Origin of the sequence: Mesorhizobium sp. M4B.F.Ca.ET.203.01.1.1, from assembly GCF_004791025.1 — a bacterium.
In the GTDB taxonomy this organism is placed as follows: domain Bacteria; phylum Pseudomonadota; class Alphaproteobacteria; order Rhizobiales; family Rhizobiaceae; genus Mesorhizobium; species Mesorhizobium abyssinicae.
Map to the genome: position 1 here is coordinate 187,630 of NZ_SRUO01000009.1, position 16,516 is coordinate 204,145.

20 protein-coding genes and 1 pseudogene are annotated in these 16,516 nt (G+C 64.5%); 12 read left to right on the forward strand and 9 right to left on the reverse strand.

All coding sequences use genetic code 11. The features are described from left to right. Positions 1-48: 48 nt before the first annotated feature. The 4 genes from EN846_RS20525 to EN846_RS20540 form a co-directional block, all read right to left on the reverse strand. Positions 49-444 carry a RidA family protein gene (locus EN846_RS20525; RefSeq protein WP_127394318.1) on the reverse strand — a complete coding sequence of 132 codons (396 nt, stop codon included), beginning with the start codon at positions 442-444 and terminating at the stop codon, positions 49-51. Between the two features lie 68 nt (positions 445-512). Beyond that, positions 513-1,763: a VWA domain-containing protein gene (locus EN846_RS20530; RefSeq protein WP_135859257.1), complete on the reverse strand. Its 1,251-nt coding sequence runs from the start codon at positions 1,761-1,763 to the stop codon at positions 513-515. 4 nt (positions 1,764-1,767) lie between these two features. Next, positions 1,768-2,697, reverse strand: coding sequence for a MoxR family ATPase (locus EN846_RS20535; protein ID WP_127394129.1), 930 nt, complete (start codon positions 2,695-2,697; stop codon positions 1,768-1,770). Between the two features lie 31 nt (positions 2,698-2,728). Continuing rightward, entirely contained in the window at positions 2,729-3,223 is a 495-nt protein-coding gene (locus EN846_RS20540; RefSeq protein ID WP_127286659.1) for a flavin reductase, read from the reverse strand. 174 nt (positions 3,224-3,397) lie between these two features. On the opposite strand from EN846_RS20540, the gene EN846_RS20545 reads away from it, so the two are divergent. Next, on the forward strand, positions 3,398-4,471 hold the full coding sequence (locus EN846_RS20545; protein ID WP_128275233.1) for a branched-chain amino acid ABC transporter substrate-binding protein: 1,074 nt from the start codon (positions 3,398-3,400) through the stop codon (positions 4,469-4,471). Continuing rightward, positions 4,471-5,490: a P1 family peptidase gene (locus EN846_RS20550; protein ID WP_135859256.1), complete on the forward strand. Its 1,020-nt coding sequence runs from the start codon at positions 4,471-4,473 to the stop codon at positions 5,488-5,490. Before EN846_RS20545 ends, EN846_RS20550 begins: the two co-directional genes overlap by 1 nt. A gap of 9 nt (positions 5,491-5,499) precedes the next feature. Here the strand turns inward: EN846_RS20550 and EN846_RS20555 are convergent, their stop codons facing one another. Continuing rightward, on the reverse strand, positions 5,500-5,754 hold the full coding sequence (locus EN846_RS20555) for a DUF2171 domain-containing protein (protein WP_127394358.1): 255 nt from the start codon (positions 5,752-5,754) through the stop codon (positions 5,500-5,502). 130 nt (positions 5,755-5,884) lie between these two features. Between EN846_RS20555 and EN846_RS20560 the strand changes: the two genes are divergently transcribed. The 3 genes from EN846_RS20560 to purB are packed head-to-tail and all read left to right on the forward strand — an operon-like array spanning position 5,885 to position 8,491. Next, positions 5,885-6,604 carry a DUF2259 domain-containing protein gene (locus EN846_RS20560; RefSeq protein ID WP_128347112.1) on the forward strand — a complete coding sequence of 240 codons (720 nt, stop codon included), beginning with the start codon at positions 5,885-5,887 and terminating at the stop codon, positions 6,602-6,604. After that, the gene (locus EN846_RS20565; protein ID WP_245499952.1) at positions 6,601-7,125 is read left to right on the forward strand and encodes a hypothetical protein; all 525 of its coding nucleotides are present in this window, start codon (positions 6,601-6,603) and stop codon (positions 7,123-7,125) included. Before EN846_RS20560 ends, EN846_RS20565 begins: the two co-directional genes overlap by 4 nt. 58 nt (positions 7,126-7,183) lie before the next feature. Then, a complete protein-coding gene (purB, locus tag EN846_RS20570) occupies positions 7,184-8,491 on the forward strand; it encodes an adenylosuccinate lyase (RefSeq protein ID WP_127310979.1) in 1,308 nt (435 codons plus the stop codon). 204 nt (positions 8,492-8,695) lie between these two features. Here purB and EN846_RS20575 read toward each other — a convergent pair whose 3' ends face one another. Further along, positions 8,696-9,508, reverse strand: coding sequence for a VOC family protein (locus EN846_RS20575; protein WP_128346528.1), 813 nt, complete (start codon positions 9,506-9,508; stop codon positions 8,696-8,698). Positions 9,509-9,748: 240 nt separating this feature from the next. Here EN846_RS20575 and EN846_RS20580 point away from each other — a divergent pair, with 240 nt between their 5' ends. Then, positions 9,749-10,306, forward strand: a complete 558-nt coding sequence (locus EN846_RS20580) for an alpha/beta hydrolase (RefSeq protein WP_127282360.1) — start codon at positions 9,749-9,751, stop codon at positions 10,304-10,306. A gap of 21 nt (positions 10,307-10,327) precedes the next feature. Here EN846_RS20580 and EN846_RS20585 read toward each other — a convergent pair whose 3' ends face one another. Continuing rightward, positions 10,328-11,101 (reverse strand): HpcH/HpaI aldolase/citrate lyase family protein, encoded by a 774-nt coding sequence (locus EN846_RS20585; protein ID WP_127392924.1) that lies wholly within the window; start codon positions 11,099-11,101, stop codon positions 10,328-10,330. Positions 11,102-11,262: 161 nt separating this feature from the next. Then, positions 11,263-11,583, reverse strand: coding sequence for a DUF1476 domain-containing protein (locus EN846_RS20590; RefSeq protein WP_127282326.1), 321 nt, complete (start codon positions 11,581-11,583; stop codon positions 11,263-11,265). A gap of 277 nt (positions 11,584-11,860) precedes the next feature. On the opposite strand from EN846_RS20590, the gene purC reads away from it, so the two are divergent. From purC to EN846_RS20615, 5 genes and pseudogenes are all read left to right on the forward strand, one after another. Next, complete coding sequence (purC, locus tag EN846_RS20595) at positions 11,861-12,655, forward strand: phosphoribosylaminoimidazolesuccinocarboxamide synthase (protein WP_127282327.1); 795 nt, start codon at positions 11,861-11,863, stop codon at positions 12,653-12,655. Between the two features lie 67 nt (positions 12,656-12,722). Further along, positions 12,723-12,962, forward strand: coding sequence for a phosphoribosylformylglycinamidine synthase subunit PurS (gene purS / locus EN846_RS20600; RefSeq protein WP_126054835.1), 240 nt, complete (start codon positions 12,723-12,725; stop codon positions 12,960-12,962). Between the two features lie 2 nt (positions 12,963-12,964). Then, positions 12,965-13,633, forward strand: coding sequence for a phosphoribosylformylglycinamidine synthase subunit PurQ (gene purQ, locus EN846_RS20605; RefSeq protein WP_127392923.1), 669 nt, complete (start codon positions 12,965-12,967; stop codon positions 13,631-13,633). 45 nt (positions 13,634-13,678) lie between these two features. Then, a complete protein-coding gene (locus EN846_RS20610) occupies positions 13,679-14,089 on the forward strand; it encodes a hypothetical protein (RefSeq protein WP_127392922.1) in 411 nt (136 codons plus the stop codon). 4 nt (positions 14,090-14,093) lie between these two features. Continuing rightward, positions 14,094-14,724 (forward strand): annotated as a pseudogene (locus EN846_RS20615) (Pr6Pr family membrane protein). A 36-nt stretch (positions 14,725-14,760) separates the two neighbouring features. Here EN846_RS20615 and EN846_RS20620 read toward each other — a convergent pair. Then, a complete protein-coding gene (locus EN846_RS20620) occupies positions 14,761-15,009 on the reverse strand; it encodes a DUF1127 domain-containing protein (protein ID WP_126054839.1) in 249 nt (82 codons plus the stop codon). 91 nt (positions 15,010-15,100) lie between these two features. Here EN846_RS20620 and EN846_RS20625 point away from each other — a divergent pair, with 91 nt between their 5' ends. Then, positions 15,101-16,510, forward strand: a complete 1,410-nt coding sequence (locus tag EN846_RS20625) for a PLP-dependent aminotransferase family protein (protein WP_127392921.1) — start codon at positions 15,101-15,103, stop codon at positions 16,508-16,510. Positions 16,511-16,516 lie beyond the last annotated feature (6 nt).

Sequence of the window (16,516 nt, forward strand, 5' to 3'; positions counted from 1 at the left end):
TTCTCTTGGAGTCTGTTTATGATCTGGGCAGTTCGCGCAAATGCATGCTCAATCAATCACTGCGAACGCGTCAACCTCGATCAGATAGTCGGGGGACAGGCTCGCCACGCCAAGCACCACGTCGGCTGGTTTGTGATCTCCGAACAGCTCTACCCGAGCCTTTTCGATGATCGGCAGACATTCGTCGCGATTGTAGTTGACGACATAGATCGTGATCCTGCTGACCTGCGAAGGCGCCGCACCGGCGGCGGCGAGTGCTCGGCCGAGATTGGCAAACACCTGGCGCGCCTGCGTCGCAAGATCGCCACGGCCAACAAGCTTGCCATCCAGGTCTTCTGGCTCCTGGCCCGAGATGAATACCAACTTGCTGCCTGTCGCAACGACAACCTGGCTATACGTCTGCGGAACTGGCAGGTCCTTCGGGTTGATGCATTGCAGCGGCATTCATCGGGTCTCCTGTATGGTGGTCTCAATTTTCTGGGAGTCTGTTCTTCCGATGGATAAACATATGGCTATGCGGCGTGCCTGTCGCCAGCCCGCAGCCACCGACGCGGATCGACCGAAGCGGCCGGCCGCTGGTCGAGCGAGGCGCAGAGATCAGCCAACGCCTCGAGATTGTGCACCGGGCGGAACTCGTCGACATGCGGCAGCATCGCCTTGACCCCGCGGGCGCGCGCCTCGAAGCCGTCGAAGCGCAGCAGCGGGTTCAGCCAGATCAGCCGCCGGCAGGATTTGTGCAGCCGCTCCATTTCCTCCGACAGGCCGGCGATCTCGTCGCGCTCCAGCCCGTCGGTGATCAGCAGCACCACGGCCCCCTGCCCCAGAACGCGTCGCGACCACAGGCGATTGAACTCGGCCAGCGTGTCGCCGATGCGGGTGCCGCCGGACCAGTCCTTCACCGTCGCCGAGCTCTCGGCGAGCGCGGCGTCGGGATCGCGATGGCGCATCTGCCGCGTCAAATTGGTCAGGCGGGTGCCGAAGACAAAGGCATGCACGCGCCGGCGCTTTTCCGTCAGCGCGTGCAGGAAATGCAGGAAGATGCGCGTGTACTGGCTCATCGAGCCGGAAATGTCGGCAAGCACCACCAGCGGCGGGTGGACCTCGCGGGCAGAGCGGAATTTCGGCAGGATCAGCGCGCCGCCGGTGCGGGCGGCCGAACGCATCATGGCACGCGGATCGATGCGCCTGCCCTGCGCGTCCGCCCTGAAGCGGCGCGTGCGGACCATGTCGAAGGGCAGTCGCAAGGCGGCGATCGCCTGCTTGGCCTCGGCCAGCTCGGCGGCGTTCATCTGGGCAAAGTCCTTGCCGCGCAACACCTCGTTGCCGGAAAAGGTGAAGCGGGCATCGACCTCGATCTCCGGGATTTCCTTGGCCGGCTGGTTTTTCTGATGGCCCTCGAACATCGCCTGGCTGACGCGGGTCTCGGCCGCGCGCGGTTTCTGCTTCTCGCTGGTATCGAGGGCGACAGGCGAGAACATCGCCAGCATCTTTTCGATCAGCTCGCGCGATTTCCAGAACAGCCGGAAAGCTTCGTCGAAGACCGGATGGTCCTCATGCCGGGAGACCAGCACTGCATGCAGCGTCCAGTAGAAATCGTCGCGCGATCCGATGCCGGCGGCAAGCACCGCCTCGATCGCATCCTTGACCGAAGCCGGTCCGACCCGCATGCCGGCCTTGCGCAAGGTACGGGCGAAATAGACGATGTTGTCGGCGAGGCGCCCGTCCTGCGTGGCCTCAGCGGGATCGGGGCGCGGCGACTTCATCGGCCTATTCCGCAGCAGCGAGCTCGGCCTTGACCTCGTCGAGGATGCGCCGGCCCTCGCCCGCGCCGATGCGGGCGATGTCGTCCTGGTACTTCAAAAGCACGCCGATCGTGTCGGAGACCGTTTCCGGATCGAGCGCGACCTTGTCGAGCTCGGTCAGCGCACCAGCCCAGTCGATGGTTTCGGCGACGCCCGGCGCCTTGAACAGCTCGACCTGGCGCAGCTTCTGGATGAACGACACAACCTCGGCCGAAAGCCGGCTGTTGGCCCGCGGCACCTTGCGGCGGACGATCTCCAACTCGCGCTCGGCATTGGGATAGTCGACCCAGTGGTAGAGGCAGCGCCGCTTCAGCGCGTCATGGATCTCGCGCGTGCGATTGGTGGTGATGATGACGATCGGCGGCTCCTCCGCCTTGATCGTGCCGAGCTCCGGCACCGTCACCTGGAAGTCCGAGAGGATTTCGAGCAGGAAGGCCTCGAAGGCCTCGTCGGTGCGGTCGAGCTCGTCGATCAGGAATATCGGAGCAGCGCCCGCCTTGCCGGTCAGCGCATCGAGCACCGGGCGGCGGATCAGGTATTTTTCGGAGAAGACGTTGCGCTCCATGTCGGAGCGCACGACCTTGCCGGCTGCCTCCTCCATGCGGATCTCGATCATCTGCGCGGCGTAGTTCCACTCGTAGACGGCGGAGGAGACGTCGAGCCCCTCATAGCATTGAAGGCGAATCAGCCGGCGGCCGAGCGCATCGGCCAGCACCTTGGCGATCTCGGTCTTGCCGACGCCGGCCTCGCCCTCGAGGAAGAGCGGCCGCTTCATGCGCAATGACAGGAAAAGAACGGTCGCCAGCGAGCGGTCCGCCACATAGTCCGCGCCGGTCAGGAGATCGAGCGTCTCGTCGATCGTCCCCGGCGCCGGGCGCGGTTTCAAGCCGGTCATTCCATCTCCGTGGAGTCAGCCATCAAGGCACCTACAAGGCGCGATAGCCGCGATCATGATAGATCAGCGGGCGCAAATTATCGCCGATGCGCAGGCCTGTCACCTTGCCAAAAAGCACACGGTGGGTGGCGAGATCCTTGGTGTCGATCAGCTCGCAATCGAACACGGCAAGCGCGCCTTTCAGGGTCGGCGCACCGGTCGAGATCACGTCCCATTCGCCAAGCGCAAACCGTTCCTCGACCGGCAGGCCGGTCATGCCGGAAAAGCCGACCGAGAGCGGCTCCTGATGCGAGGCCAGCGTGTTCAGCGCGAACCTGCCATTCGCAACGAAAGGCTCGTTCTTGGGATTTTCCCGGTTGAGGCAGACGAGCACGGTCGGCGGCGTGTCGGACACCGAGCAAGCGGCGATAACGGTCGCGCCTCGCCTGCCGGCCGGACCGTCGGTGGTCACCACATGGACCTGGCCGGCAAAATGGGCCATCGCGTCGCGATAGGCCTGCGGCCCGATGTCGTTCTTCTTCAGCACAGATGATTTTCCTCAGAACCCATCGTTATATATGGCGGCATATTGCATGCCACAAGCGAAGTGCTTGACCCATATCCGGAAATTCGCGTTGCACCGGGGCCGGCCAGCCTTTAGGTCTTGGCGAAGCGGATGCCGGCAACCCTACCGCCGGCACGGGAGGAATGCTTCGCTCACATGCGACCCCTGATGACGACATTGGCGGTGCTGGCCTCGATTGCTTTCGCCGGCAATGCGGGCGCCGAAGACCTCGTCGTCGGCGTCGCGGCGCCGCTCTCCGGCCCGTCAGCGATCCTCGGCAAGCAGGTCGAAGCCGGCGCCGTGCTGGCGGCCGACACGAACGGCGCGACGATCAAGACGGTCGACGATGCCTGCACCGCCGACGGAGGAGCCGCCGCGGCGCGCGACTTCGCCGCCACCAAAGTCAATGTGGTGGTCGGTTTCCTCTGCACCGAGGCGATCGAGGCGGCGCTGCCGATCCTGAAGGAGGCCGGCATTCCCGTCATCACCGTCGGCGTGCGCACCGAAAGCCTGACCGACCGGCGCGCCAAGACCGGCTGGCCAGTCTACCGGCTGGGCCCGCGCGGCGACGACGAGCGCTACGCCGTCGCCAGGATACTCACGCGTCTGTGGCAGAAAGAGCTGTTCGCCATCATCGACGACGGTACGATCTATGGCCGTGAAATCGCGGAGACTTTGCGAGCCGCGGCCGAGCAGGCGGCGCTGAAGCCGGCGTTCGTCGACACGTTCCGGCCGCAGCTCGACAACCAAATCGGACTGATCGGCCGGCTGAAGAAGGCCGGCGCGACCAAAGTATTCGCCGGCGGCGACGGCGACGACATCGCCATCATGGGGCGCGATGCCGCCCAGCTCGACGCCGGCATCACCTTTGCCGGCGGTGAAAATCTGCGCACGCCGGCCGGTGACGTGCGCTATGCCATGGGCACGTTGATGATCGCGCCACCCGAATGGGCCGCGGTCGCCGATCCCAAGGTGGTGCAGACCTTCACGGACAAGAACATCGTGCCGGAAGGCTACACGCTGCCTGCCTATGCCGCGGTCGAGATCGCCAGGGCCGCAACGGCGGAGGCGGCAAGCTCGGGCAAGCCCCTTGCCGAAGCGCTCACCGGGCATGAGTTCACGACGGCGATCGGGCCCGTCCGGTTCGACAACAAGGGCGATCTCAGCCAGTCTCCGTTGCGTGCCTTCCGCTTCGACGGAACACGCTTCGTGCCGCTGGAGGCCAACTGATGTTTCACAGCGGCCCGCGCAACCTGATCACCGATGTCGCCGGCCTCAAAGTCGGCAACGCCGCCGACGCCAGGCTGAAGTCGGGCGTGACGGCATTGCTTTGCGACGATCCGTCGGTGGCAGCCGTGCAGGTGCTGGGCGGCGCGCCAGGCACGCGCGAGACCGACCTGCTGGAGCCGCAGAATTCGGTTCACGAGATCCATGCCGTGGTGCTGTCGGGCGGCTCGGCCTTCGGCCTCGACGCCGCTTCGGGGGTGCAGGCGGCGTTGCGCGAAAGGAATATCGGTGTCGAAGTCGGCGGCTTCCGCGTGCCGATCGTGCCGGCTGCGATCCTGTTCGACCTGCGCAATGGCGGCGACAAAGGTTGGGGCCGCTACCCGCCCTATCGCGAGCTCGGCTACCAGGCGGCACAAGCGGCGGAGGCCGACTTTGCATTGGGCACGGCAGGCGCCGGCATGGGTGCGCTGACGTCGGGCCTCAAGGGTGGACTGGGTTCGGCCTCTACCGTGCTTGAAACGGGCGTCACCATCGGCGCGCTCGCCGCCGTCAACCCGACCGGCTCGGTGACGGTCGGCAGGACCCGCCACTTCTGGGCGGCGCCTTTCGAGATCGGCGACGAGTTCGGCGGCCTCGGCTACCCTTCGCCGATGCCCGCTGAGGCCAGGCGGATCCTGCTGAAATACCGCGACAAGCAGTTCGGCGGGCAAGCGGAAGCCGGCGGCAACACCACCATTGCCGTCATTGCCACCGACGCCGTTCTGACCAAGGCCGCCGCCAAACGGCTGGCGATTTCGGCACATGACGGCTTTGCGCGCGCCATCTGGCCGGCGCACACGCCGGCAGACGGCGATCTGGTTTTCGCGCTGGCGACCGGCAAGAGCGGCGTCGAGCTTAGCGCCGACGCGGCCATCGATCTCTACGCCGCCGCCGGCGCCACCATGGCGCGCGCGATCAGCCGCGGCGTGCATGCCGCAACAGCGGCCGAGGGCGATCTGTTTCCGGTGTGGTCGTCGCGCTGAGCCGGCGGATCAGGTGGGATCGGACTTTTCTTCCTCGAAGCTCACCGCGACATCCGAATTGGCAGACAGCCAGACCTTCTTGCCGTCGACCTCGGCGACGAGGCTCAGGGGAATGTAGTGGTGGTGACCCTTGTGCGAGCCCATGCCGCTGTCGGCCTTGGTCAGCTTGATCCGCTGGCCGTCGACCTTGTCGACAGTGCCGATGTGAACGCCGTCGGCGCCGATCACTTCCATATGCTCGCGAATCTTGCTGGTGTCGATCATTGTGGTTCTCCATTGAAGCTGCCGACAACAACAATCGACGGCCGGATTGGATGCATTGCCGCCGGAGGGCACGTCCTGTTCACCATGACGTGATAGGCATGATCCAATCCTGCCGGCTGGAGCGACTCGAATTCCCGTTCTGATTTGCACATGGCTGCTCGCGCAGCTCGCCACCGTCGCCACGGCCGACGCCGGCGACGTCGCGGAGCTGGAAATCCTCGGCTTCAGCCAGGATGGCGGCGTCTTCGCCTTTGAGGAATTTGGCGTGCAGGATGGATCGGGCTTTCCCTATGCCAACCGCTACTACATCGACACCAGCGGCGACAGCTTTCTCAAGGACACGCCTATCAGGGTGCGCCTCGACGACGAGGCCGCGACGCTCGACCAGGCACGCCTGCAGGCGCGGCAGAAAGGTGAAGCCATTGTCGGCCAGGCGGAACTCGCGGCCAATCGCGGCATCACCGCTGGCTTCAACGCCATAACCGAGCTTTCCGCCGATCCCTACCGCATGGCGGTCAATCCGCGCCCGATATTCTCTCCGGTCGACGAGCCGCTCGAGTTCCGGCTGGACGAAATCCCCTTGAACGACACCGAGGGCTGCCAGAGCCAGGGCGAGATCAACGGCTTTCGCCTGCTGCGCATCGAGGCAAAGGATGGCGGCAAAACGGAACTGGTGCACGAGGACAAGTCCATCCCGAAAAGCCGCGGTTGCCCGAACGGCTACCGCATTGGCGCTGTGCAGACGTTCTCGATGCAGGGCTTGAGCGCCTATGCCGTGCTGATCGCAGTTCGGCAATACGGCTTCGAAGGTCCCGACTTTCGCTGGATCGCGGTGACAGGCCGGCTGTGACACCGCTCTCCCAACCCACGGCGCGCAGTCGCATCGGCGACCATTTCCGGGCCGCCCTGCCCTCGGCCCGCACCGCGTTTGCCGGCGCGCTGGTCTGGGGCCTGACGATGGGCGCCAGCGCGCTCGTCAATCTCCTGCTCTACGACTGGGAGACGCCGGCAAAGATCCGCTTCGTCACGCTCATTTATGCCGCCGGCGGCGCGCTCGCCTTCCCGGTCGGCCTGTTCCTGGCGCGGCTCGTCTCACGCGGCCGGCACTGGGAGGTTGCCTTCGCCGCCGCTTTCGTCGCGCTGCTGGTCGCTACGCTCGCCTTCACCGGTGGATTGTTCGCGCTGCAATACCGCTCCTACTATGCCGAATGGCACGCGCCGGCCTTCACCATCCGGTGGGCGTTCGAGTTGGTGTTCACCATGCTGACGGCGCTCTACCAGTTCGTCGTGCTCGGGATCCGGCTCTATTTTCCGCTGGGATTCATTGCGCTGGTGGCCGCCGGCATCTGGTTTGCGCGGCAGCGGCGTTGAGCATTTCGTCGGCCTCTGTTAGGAGGCGGGCGACAAGCCCCCAAGTCAGGACCGATTGATGATCCCTCGCTATTCCCGGCCGGAAATGGTCGCCATCTGGTCGCCAGAGACCCGTTTCCGCATCTGGTTCGAGATCGAGGCGCATGCCTGCGACGCGCTGGCCGAGCTCGGCGTCATCCCGAAGGAGGCGGCCAGGACGATCTGGGAAAGGGGCGGCGCGGCGAAATTCGACGTCGACAAGATCGACGAGATCGAGCGCGTCACCAAGCATGACGTGATCGCCTTCCTCACTCACCTCGGCGAGTTCGTCGGGCCGGATGCCCGGTTCATCCATCAGGGCATGACCTCATCGGACGTGCTCGACACCTGCCTTGCGGTGCAGCTCACCCGCGCCAGCGACATCCTGCTTGCCGACATCGATGCACTGCTGGCGGCTTTGAAGCGCCGCGCCTTCGAGCACAAGGACACCGTCACCATCGGCCGCAGCCACGGCATCCATGCCGAGCCGACCACGTTCGGCGTCAAGCTGGCGCAGGCCTATGCCGAATTCTCGCGCTGCCGCGAGCGGCTGGTGCATGCGCGGGAGGACATTGCGACCTGCGCCATCTCCGGCGCGGTCGGCACCTTCGCCAACATCGAACCTTATGTCGAAGAGCATGTGGCGCAGAAGCTCGGGCTGAAGCCGGAGCCGGTGTCGACGCAGGTGATCCCGCGCGATCGCCACGCCATGTTCTTCGCCACGCTCGGCGTCATCGCCTCGTCGGTGGAGCGGCTGGCGATCGAGATCCGCCACCTGCAGCGCACCGAGGTGCTGGAAGCGGAGGAGTATTTCTCTCCGGGGCAGAAGGGCTCGTCGGCAATGCCGCACAAGCGCAATCCGGTGCTGACCGAAAACCTCACCGGCCTTGCCCGCATGGTGCGTTCCTTCGCCATGCCGGCAATGGAGAATGTGGCGCTCTGGCACGAACGCGATATCTCGCACTCCTCGGTCGAGCGCATGATCGGACCGGACGCCACCGTGACGCTCGATTTCGCGCTGTCGCGGCTCACCAGCGTCGTCGACAAGCTGCTCGTCTATCCCGACAACATGCTGAAGAACATGAACAAGTTCCGCGGCCTGGTGCACTCGCAGCGCGTGCTGCTGGCGCTCACCCAGGCCGGCGTGTCACGCGAGGACGCTTACCGCCTGGTGCAGCGCAACGCCATGAAAGTGTGGGAACATGGTGCTGATTTCCTTGAGGAATTGCTGGCGGATAGGGAAGTGACCGCAGCGCTCCCCGAAGCCGATATCCGCGAGAAATTCGACCTCGGCTATCATACCAAGCATGTCGACACGATCTTCAAGCGGGTGTTTGGCGAGGCGTGAGGCAAGCGTCCTTCTCCCCGTCACCATACGGGGAGAAGGTGCCGGCAGGCGGATGAGGGGCGGCGCCGACTTCGGCGATGATCGCACCCATAGGCGCTGCGGCTGAACGGACAATCTCGCAAACTTGGCGCTGCCCCTCATTGCCCTGCCGGGCATTTCTCCCCGTATAGTGACGGGGAGAAAGGGGCTGTCGCTAACGCCTCATCACGCCTTGCCGGGAATGGTCCTGATCACCGTGCCCCACGGATCCTCCCTGGACGTCTCGCCGGCCACGTTGTCCGAGCGCATCTCGACCCAGGCGAGACCCGAACGGGCCGGATCGCGGCGGCCGGAGCCGGCGCTGCGCCAGGCATTGGCGCCGATGTGGTGGTGGTAGCCGCCCGACGACAGGAAGACGGCCTGGCCGCCGTATTTCGCCACCGTGTCGAAGCCGAACTCGTCATGCCAGTAGGCTTCGGCATCTTCCGGTCGGCCGACGCGCAGATGCACATGGCCGACGATGGTGTTTTCCGGAGCGCCCTGCCAGCCGGCATCGCCTGCCGGCACGCTGGCAACGACGGCGGGAAGGTTCAGACGCTCGGTCGCCATGGCGATCTTGTCGCCGTCCCATTTCCAGTCCTGCGGGCTACGGTCGGCGTAGATCTCGATGCCGTTACCCTCGGGGTCGGTCATATAGAGCGCTTCACTGACCAGATGGTCCGACGCGCCCTCGATGGCGATCCGGTTGGCCGCGGCGTGGTTGATCCAGCGGCCGAGATCGGCACGACTGGGCAGCAGGAAGGCGGTGTGGAACAGGCCGGCGCTGCGCGGATCGTCGGGCTTTGCCGCGGCATCGGGCTCGAGCACCAGCAGCGGCCGGTTGGCGGCGCCGAGCGTGATCACGCCATCGGCGCGGCTCAATTCCTGCAGGCCGACAACGGCGCGGTAATAGGCGGCGAGCCCTTCGGCATCGCGCGCCTTCAGGCCGACGCGCGACACGCTGACCGGCGTGGTCGCGGCAAAAGGCAATTCACTCATCATCGTCTCCGTTCGGGCGCCCGCCGAAACTCCCAAAGCCAGGAGCCCCGCGCCGCCGATCATCCTACGTCGTGTCAGCCCCGAAATCCGGTCCTTCACGGCCATCTTGTCCTTGCCACAAATCGTCGATCTCGATCGTTCACACAAGAGAGCAAGGAGCGAACATGGTGTTCACTAAATTGATCGTGACCGTCGTTCGGCACGGTTGCGCGAAAGGGCGGCGCTCGCTACATGCGCGCCATGAAAGTCAAGGACGCAGATATCCTCATCGTGCCGGGCTACACCAATTCCGGCCCCGAACACTGGCAGACCCGCTGGCAGTCGAAACTGTCGACGGCGCGCCGGGTCGAGCAGGCGGAGTGGTCGAAGCCGGTACGCGAGGACTGGACCGCGAATGTGGCCAGGGCGGTCAACGAGGCCGAGCGGCCCGTGGTGCTCGTGGCGCATTCGCTTGGCGTGGCGGCGGCGGTACAGGCCATCCCGCAGTTCCAAAGGCCGGTGGCCGGCGCCTTCTTCGTTGCGCCGCCCGACGTCGCCAATCCGGAGATCAGGCCGCGGCACCTGATGACCTTCGGCCCCTATTCGCGCGAGCCGCTGCCCTTTCCGTCGATCGTGATCGCCAGCCGCAACGACCCGTTCTGCGCCTTCGACGTCGCCGAGGATATTGCCGGCGCCTGGGGCTCGCTGTTCATCGATGCCGGGGATGCCGGCCACCTCAACGCGGATTCCGGCTTCGGCCCCTGGCCTGAAGGCTCGATGACCTTCGCCAAGTTCCTGACGGAATTAAGGGAACCCTGAGCTGTAGCCGCTCGGTGGCGCTCAGGATCCGATGGAATCGCGCATGCTCTTCAGCAGGGTCTTGGCGCCCAACGAAATCAGCGTGTGGTCCGAGCCCATGGCGAGCAGCCGGTAGCCCATCGCCACGACGCGACCGGCAACCGCCGGCTCGATGACGTAGATGGCGGCGTGCTTGCCGGCCTTGCGCGTGCGCTCGGCGATCGAGGCTACCGTCTCCATCATGCTTTCCAGCGTCGAATTGACGGTGGTGCCGTTCGACCAGGCGATCGAGAAATCCGACGGGCCGACGAAAATGCCGTCGATGCCGGGTGTCTCAATGATGCCGTCCAGCGCCTCGAACGCCGCCCGCGTCTCAACCATCGCAAACGCCATGGTGCGCTGGTTGGTGTCGCGCAGCCATTCGGCATGATCGCCCCTGCCGTGGCGCGGAAAGGCATAGGTCGGCCCCCAGGACCGCTCGCCGACCGGTGGATATTTCATCGCGGCGGCGAATAGCCTGGCGTCGGCCACGGAGTTCACCATCGGCGCGATCACCGCCTCGGCGCCGAAATCGAGCGCCCGGCTCGCCATGTCGAAGCGGCCGACCGGAATGCGAACCAGCGCCGGCTTGTTGGCGGCCAGCACCGGCACCAGGCCGCGCAGCACGCTGTCCTCGTGATGGCCGCCATGCTGCATGTCGAGCGTGACGGCGTCGAAGCCCTGCTTGGCGATGATCTCCACCGTGAGCGCATCCGGCACTCCGGACCATGCGGTGAACAGCGTTTCATCCGCCGCCAGGCGTGACTTCAGGGACATCGGCTCTTCCTCGTTACCTCGTTAACAATCGCAGTTTCAGCCGGAAACGACGACAAAGGCAAAGAAAAACCGCCCGGCTGTGACGGGCGGTCGATTGGTCCAGTCAGAGCATGACGCCGAAAAGCGTGAAGCGCGTTTCGGGCAACACCATGCTTATAGGATCAGGTGTTCTTGATCTGCTCGATCGCCTCGGCCATCAGTTCGTCCATGGTGCGGCGGATCTGATGGTCGGACTGGGCAACGCCGGCGTCGTCGAAATCCTTGCGGATCTTGCGGAAAACGTCGTGGTCGCCGGCTTCCTCGATGTCGGCGACGACCACCTGCTTGGCATAGGCCTCGGCATCGTCGCCGGATTTGCCGAGCTTCTCGGCGGCCCACAGGCCGAGCGCCTTGTTGCGGCGGGCAGAGGCCTTGAAGCGAAGCTCCTCGTCGAAGACGAATTTGCGCTCGAAGCCCTCTTCGCGGTCTTTCATGCTGCTCATGGCATCCCTCCGGTCAAATCCGATTCGCTTAGGCGTAAATCATGTGTGTTCCCGAAGCACAAACCAAAAGGCCGCGGGCCGGTCAATATGCTACATCACTTGCTGCGCTGCGGCATTTCATTCCCGAAAGCGGTTGATTCGAAGGATTTGCCGATTGAGCAAACAATGCGATTGGGATAGACACCGGCATTGAACACCGCCGTTGCCATACTAATTTAGGCAGACGGACAGGAACTGGTCGTTTGCCGCCTGCCCGGAAATCCAGAGAAAAAATCAGATGAAAAATCGCCGCCGCATTTATGAAGGCAAGGCCAAGATCCTCTATGAGGGACCTGAGCCGGGGACGCTGATCCAGTTTTTCAAGGACGATGCGACCGCCTTCAACAAGAAGAAGCATGAAGTGGTCGATGGCAAGGGCGTGCTCAACAACCGCATTTCCGAGCACATCTTCAACCATTTGAATCGCATGGGCATTCCGACCCATTTCATCCGCCGGCTCAACATGCGCGAGCAGCTGATCAAGGAAGTCGAGATCATTCCGCTCGAAGTGGTGGTGCGCAACGTCGCCGCCGGCTCGCTCTCGAAACGCCTCGGCATCGAGGAAGGCACGGTGCTGCCGCGCTCGATCATCGAATTCTACTACAAGGCCGACGCGCTCGACGACCCGATGGTGTCGGAAGAGCACATCACCGCCTTCGGCTGGGCGAGCCCGCAGGAGATCGACGACGTGATGGCGCTGGCCATCCGCGTCAACGACTTCCTCTCCGGCCTGTTCATGGGCGTCGGCATCCAGCTCGTCGACTTCAAGATCGAGTGCGGCCGCCTGTTCGAGGGCGACATGATGCGCATCGTCGTCGCCGACGAGATCTCGCCCGACTCCTGCCGGCTGTGGGACGTGGCCACCCAGGACAAGCTCGACAAGGACCGTTTCCGCCGCGACATGGGCGGCCTGGTCGAGGCCTATCAGGAAGTCGCCCGCCGCCTCGGCATCATGAACGAGAACGAGCCGCCGCGTCCCACGGGTCCGGTGCTCGTCGCGTCGTCCGAGCCGCCCAAGGGCATGAAGCACTAACTGCCAAACCGGGCTTGCCGGTAACGGCGAGCCCGGCGCCAGCCTTACTGATTTCTCAGGAGTATCGATGAAAGCCCGTATCACCGTCACCCTCAAGAACGGCGTGCTCGACCCGCAGGGCAAGGCGATCGAGCATGCGCTGTCCGGGTTGGGTTTCGATGGGGTCGGATCGGTGCGCCAGGGCAAGGTGTTCGACGTCGAACTGGCCGGGACCGACAAGGCCAAGGCCGAAGCCGATCTCAAGGCCATGTGCGACAAGCTTCTGGCGAACACGGTGATTGAGAACTACGCGGTGGAGATCGCCTGACAATGAAATCAGCCGTCGTCCTTCTGCCTGGCCTCAACCGCGACCGCGACATGATCGCGGCGCTGACCAAGATTTCCGGACAGGCGCCGGCAACCGTTTGGCAGACCGACACCGAAATCCCCGACGTCGACCTGATCGCCATTCCCGGCGGCTTCTCCTTCGGCGACTATCTGCGCTGCGGGGCGATCGCGGCGCGCATGCCGGTGATGCGGGCGGTGGCAGAAAAAGCGGCCAAGGGCGTGATGGTAATCGGCGTCTGCAACGGCTTCCAGATCCTGGTCGAGGCCGGCCTGCTGCCCGGTGCGCTGATGCGCAATGCCTCGCTGAAATTCGTCTGCCGGCAGGTGAAGCTCGAGATCGCCAACGCCAACACCATGTTCACCCGCCGCTATCAGCCGGGGCAGATCATCCGCTCGCCGGTGGCACATCACGACGGCAACTATTTCGCCGACGCCGAGACGCTCGCCCGCCTCGAGGGCGAGGGACAGGTGGTGTTCCGCTATGCCGAAGGCACTAATCCCAACGGCTCGATCAACGACATTGCCGGCATCATCAGCGAGAAGGGCAATGTGCTCGGCCTGATGCCGCACCCGGAAAACCTGATCGAGGCGGCGCATGGCGGCAGCGACGGCCGCGCGCTTTTCGAAGGCGCCCTCGGCATCGCCGCTTGATTATCTTCTAGGACATTCCTTTCGGAACGCGGGGGCGGCCTGACCATGAGACTGACGATTGTTCGCCTTGCTCTCCTGGCTGCCGCCGGGCTTGCGCTCGCCTCCTGCCAGTCGAGCCCGAAGAACACGCCGGCGCCCTCGGGCAAGAGCGCCTCGCTGCTCGCCATGGAGCAGGTGGCGATATCGGCGCACAAATGCTGGATCGCCAGCAAGGATCCGGCCTTCAAGCCCTACCAGATGGCCAATGAGCTGAATTCGTTCAGCGGCACGCCGCGCTTCCTGCTGGTGCCGGCCAAGCATTATGGCGGCAAGCCGCTGCTGGTTGTGCAGGCGCAAGGCAATTCCAGCCGCGTCGATGTGTTCGGCCCGCTGATGGCTGACCCGCTCGGCGCGCGCATCGGCTCCGATATCGCCCGCTGGCAGGCGGGCAACCCGTCCTGCGCCGCCGCCGCCTGAGGCGATGGGCCGATTCCTGCAGAAGGCGGGACTGGCCGTCGGCCTGATCGGGCTCCGTCCTGCAGGCTAGCATCACCATCCCGGCGTCGATGCAAGCCGGCCGCAGCTTCCTCGGCTCGGTCGTCTTCCTGTTCAGCTTCTTCACCATCCTGACCAATATCGGGGCGGTGCTGGTGCACACGTCGCTGCTGTCGCCGTCAGGCTATGCGTGGTTCCCGGCCTTTGCCGGATCGCGGCTGCGGGCGGGCGTGGCGGTGGCGATCAGCCTCGTCTTCATCGTCTATGCGACGGTGCTGGCGCGGCTGTGGCAGCCGCAAGGACTGTTCCTGCTCTGCGATATGCTGCTGCACTATGTGACGCCGGCGCTGTTCGTGCTGTGGTGGCTCATCGCCGGCGCCGACGGCACCACGCGCTGGCGCGACATCTCCTGGTGGATGGTCTACCCGCTCGCCTATCTGGCCTGTGTGCTGCTGCGGGCGCCGATCGCCGGCGAAGTCCCCTACCCGTTTCTCAGCGTGGAGAAGAACGGCGCGGCCAGCGTCGCCGTTTCGGCGCTGGCCACAACCGGACTGTTTCTGCTCTTGTGCGTCATCGCCGTCGTCGCCGATCATTGGGTTGCCCGGCTGCGGAAATAGTGTTCGGCGCCATCCGAATCCTTCGAGGGCGTGAACTCAATCCCAGAACGGCCGGAGGCCTTCGCGATGCGCATCGCAGCGCGATACGCCGATATCCTTGAGCTGCTCGTCCGTCATCTCCAACAAGGCCAGGCGGCCGCGGCGGCGATCCAGCATCCGGTCAATCTGCCTCATGACGGAGCCGAGCACAAATACGAGGCGATCCACGAAGCCATTGCGAGCCCGTGACTTCGTGCGCCCATCCAATCCGGTGCCGATGTAATGAATTGTGTCGGTTGTATCCATCTTCGTTCTACCTTGCCTCGATTGTATCCTATCAATCGCAGACTTCATATGGATTGACTCATCGTGCGGCACAATATAGAAAATTGTCACCATGACAAATTGGCTTCCAGACCTCTCTTCCGGCTCAGGCCCGCTGTATCAGCGTCTTGCTGACAGCATTGAATCAGATATCGACAAGGGCATCATTGATGTCGGTGCAAAACTGCCACCGCAGCGTGACCTCGCTTATGACATCGGCGCCACCGTCGGTACGGTCGGCCGCGCCTACCAGTTGCTGCGCGAACGCGGCCTGGTCAGCGGCGAGGTCGGACGCGGAACCTATGTGCTTGCGCAGCGCGCCGAGAACCCGAAGGTCGAGCTGGAACCTGCCGCGCAAGGAACGCGCCCCTTCGATGCACCGAGCGGCAAGCTGCGCTTCGACAGCACCGCAGCGCCCGATGTCGGCCAAGGCGCAATCATTGCCGAAATTCTGGCCCGCACGGCTGAGGACCATCCCCACGACATTTCGAGCTACACGAGGGATTTTCCCGGGCGCTGGTACGAGGCGGGAAGCCGCTGGCTGTCGCGCAATTCCTTCCGCCCTTCGCCCGATTCAATCGTGCCGACGCTTGGCACTCATGCGGCGGTGATGGCGGCGATCGCGGCGCTCACCATGCCTGGCGACTACGTCGTCTTTGAGCATCTCACCTATTCGCAGATTTCGCGCAGCGCCGGCCTGATCGGGCGTCGAACGGCACTGGTTGCGACCGACAATGAAGGCGTCGACCCCGAGGACTTCGAACGCGTTTGCGCGCAGAAGCATCCCAAGGTGATGTTCCTGATGCCCACCGCGAAGAACCCGACCTTGGTGACGATGCCAGCGGAGCGGCGGCAGGCGATCGCGCAGATCGCGCGCGAATACAATGTGGCGCTAATCGAGGACGACCTTTACGGCGACCTGACCGACGATCCAACGCCGTTGCTGGCCGAATATGCCCCCGAGCGCACAATTGTCGCCGGAGGCCTGTCGAAATCGGTTGCCGCCGGCGTGCGCGGCGGCTGGCTTTCCTGCCCGCCAGCCTATCGCCATCGCATCCGCGTCGCGCACAAGATGATGACCGGCGGCCTGCCCTTCCTGCTGGCCGAGGTCGGCACCAGGCTGGTGATGTCCGGCCAGGCCGGCGATATCCGCAAGCGCTGCATCGCCGAGATCCAGGCGCGCATCGCCATCGTGCGCGAGACGCTTGAAGGCTTCGACTTCGAGGCGAGAGACAATGTCCCCTTCGTCTGGCTGACCTTGCCGGACCCGTGGCTCTCCGGCACGTTCAAGAATGCCTGCCTGGCGCAGGGCGTGCTCATCGACGATGAGGACGAATTCAAGGCAGGCCGCTCCGAACAGGTCTTCCATGGCGTGCGCTTCGGCGTCTCACAACCGCGGCAGGACAAGGATGTCGCCGGTGGCGTCGCGGTGATCCGGCGCCTGCTCGATGAAGGCCGCGCCGGCTACGACAGTTTTTCCTGAGCTCGG

Coding starts and splice junctions, on each gene's coding strand:
- EN846_RS20535 (WP_127394129.1), bottom strand. CDS start 2,697: ATGACCGGCTTGAAACCGCGCCCGGCGCCGGGGACGATCGACGAGACG.
- purB (WP_127310979.1), top strand. CDS start 7,184: ATGATCCCTCGCTATTCCCGGCCGGAAATGGTCGCCATCTGGTCGCCA.
- EN846_RS20530 (WP_135859257.1), bottom strand. CDS start 1,763: ATGAAGTCGCCGCGCCCCGATCCCGCTGAGGCCACGCAGGACGGGCGC.
- EN846_RS20610 (WP_127392922.1), top strand. CDS start 13,679: ATGAGACTGACGATTGTTCGCCTTGCTCTCCTGGCTGCCGCCGGGCTT.
- EN846_RS20580 (WP_127282360.1), top strand. CDS start 9,749: ATGAAAGTCAAGGACGCAGATATCCTCATCGTGCCGGGCTACACCAAT.
- EN846_RS20585 (WP_127392924.1), bottom strand. CDS start 11,101: ATGTCCCTGAAGTCACGCCTGGCGGCGGATGAAACGCTGTTCACCGCA.
- EN846_RS20555 (WP_127394358.1), bottom strand. CDS start 5,754: ATGATCGACACCAGCAAGATTCGCGAGCATATGGAAGTGATCGGCGCC.
- EN846_RS20550 (WP_135859256.1), top strand. CDS start 4,471: ATGTTTCACAGCGGCCCGCGCAACCTGATCACCGATGTCGCCGGCCTC.
- purC (WP_127282327.1), top strand. CDS start 11,861: ATGAAAAATCGCCGCCGCATTTATGAAGGCAAGGCCAAGATCCTCTAT.
- EN846_RS20590 (WP_127282326.1), bottom strand. CDS start 11,583: ATGAGCAGCATGAAAGACCGCGAAGAGGGCTTCGAGCGCAAATTCGTC.
- EN846_RS20525 (WP_127394318.1), bottom strand. CDS start 444: ATGCCGCTGCAATGCATCAACCCGAAGGACCTGCCAGTTCCGCAGACG.
- EN846_RS20620 (WP_126054839.1), bottom strand. CDS start 15,009: ATGGATACAACCGACACAATTCATTACATCGGCACCGGATTGGATGGG.
- purS (WP_126054835.1), top strand. CDS start 12,723: ATGAAAGCCCGTATCACCGTCACCCTCAAGAACGGCGTGCTCGACCCG.
- EN846_RS20545 (WP_128275233.1), top strand. CDS start 3,398: ATGCGACCCCTGATGACGACATTGGCGGTGCTGGCCTCGATTGCTTTC.
- purQ (WP_127392923.1), top strand. CDS start 12,965: ATGAAATCAGCCGTCGTCCTTCTGCCTGGCCTCAACCGCGACCGCGAC.
- EN846_RS20625 (WP_127392921.1), top strand. CDS start 15,101: ATGACAAATTGGCTTCCAGACCTCTCTTCCGGCTCAGGCCCGCTGTAT.
- EN846_RS20575 (WP_128346528.1), bottom strand. CDS start 9,508: ATGAGTGAATTGCCTTTTGCCGCGACCACGCCGGTCAGCGTGTCGCGC.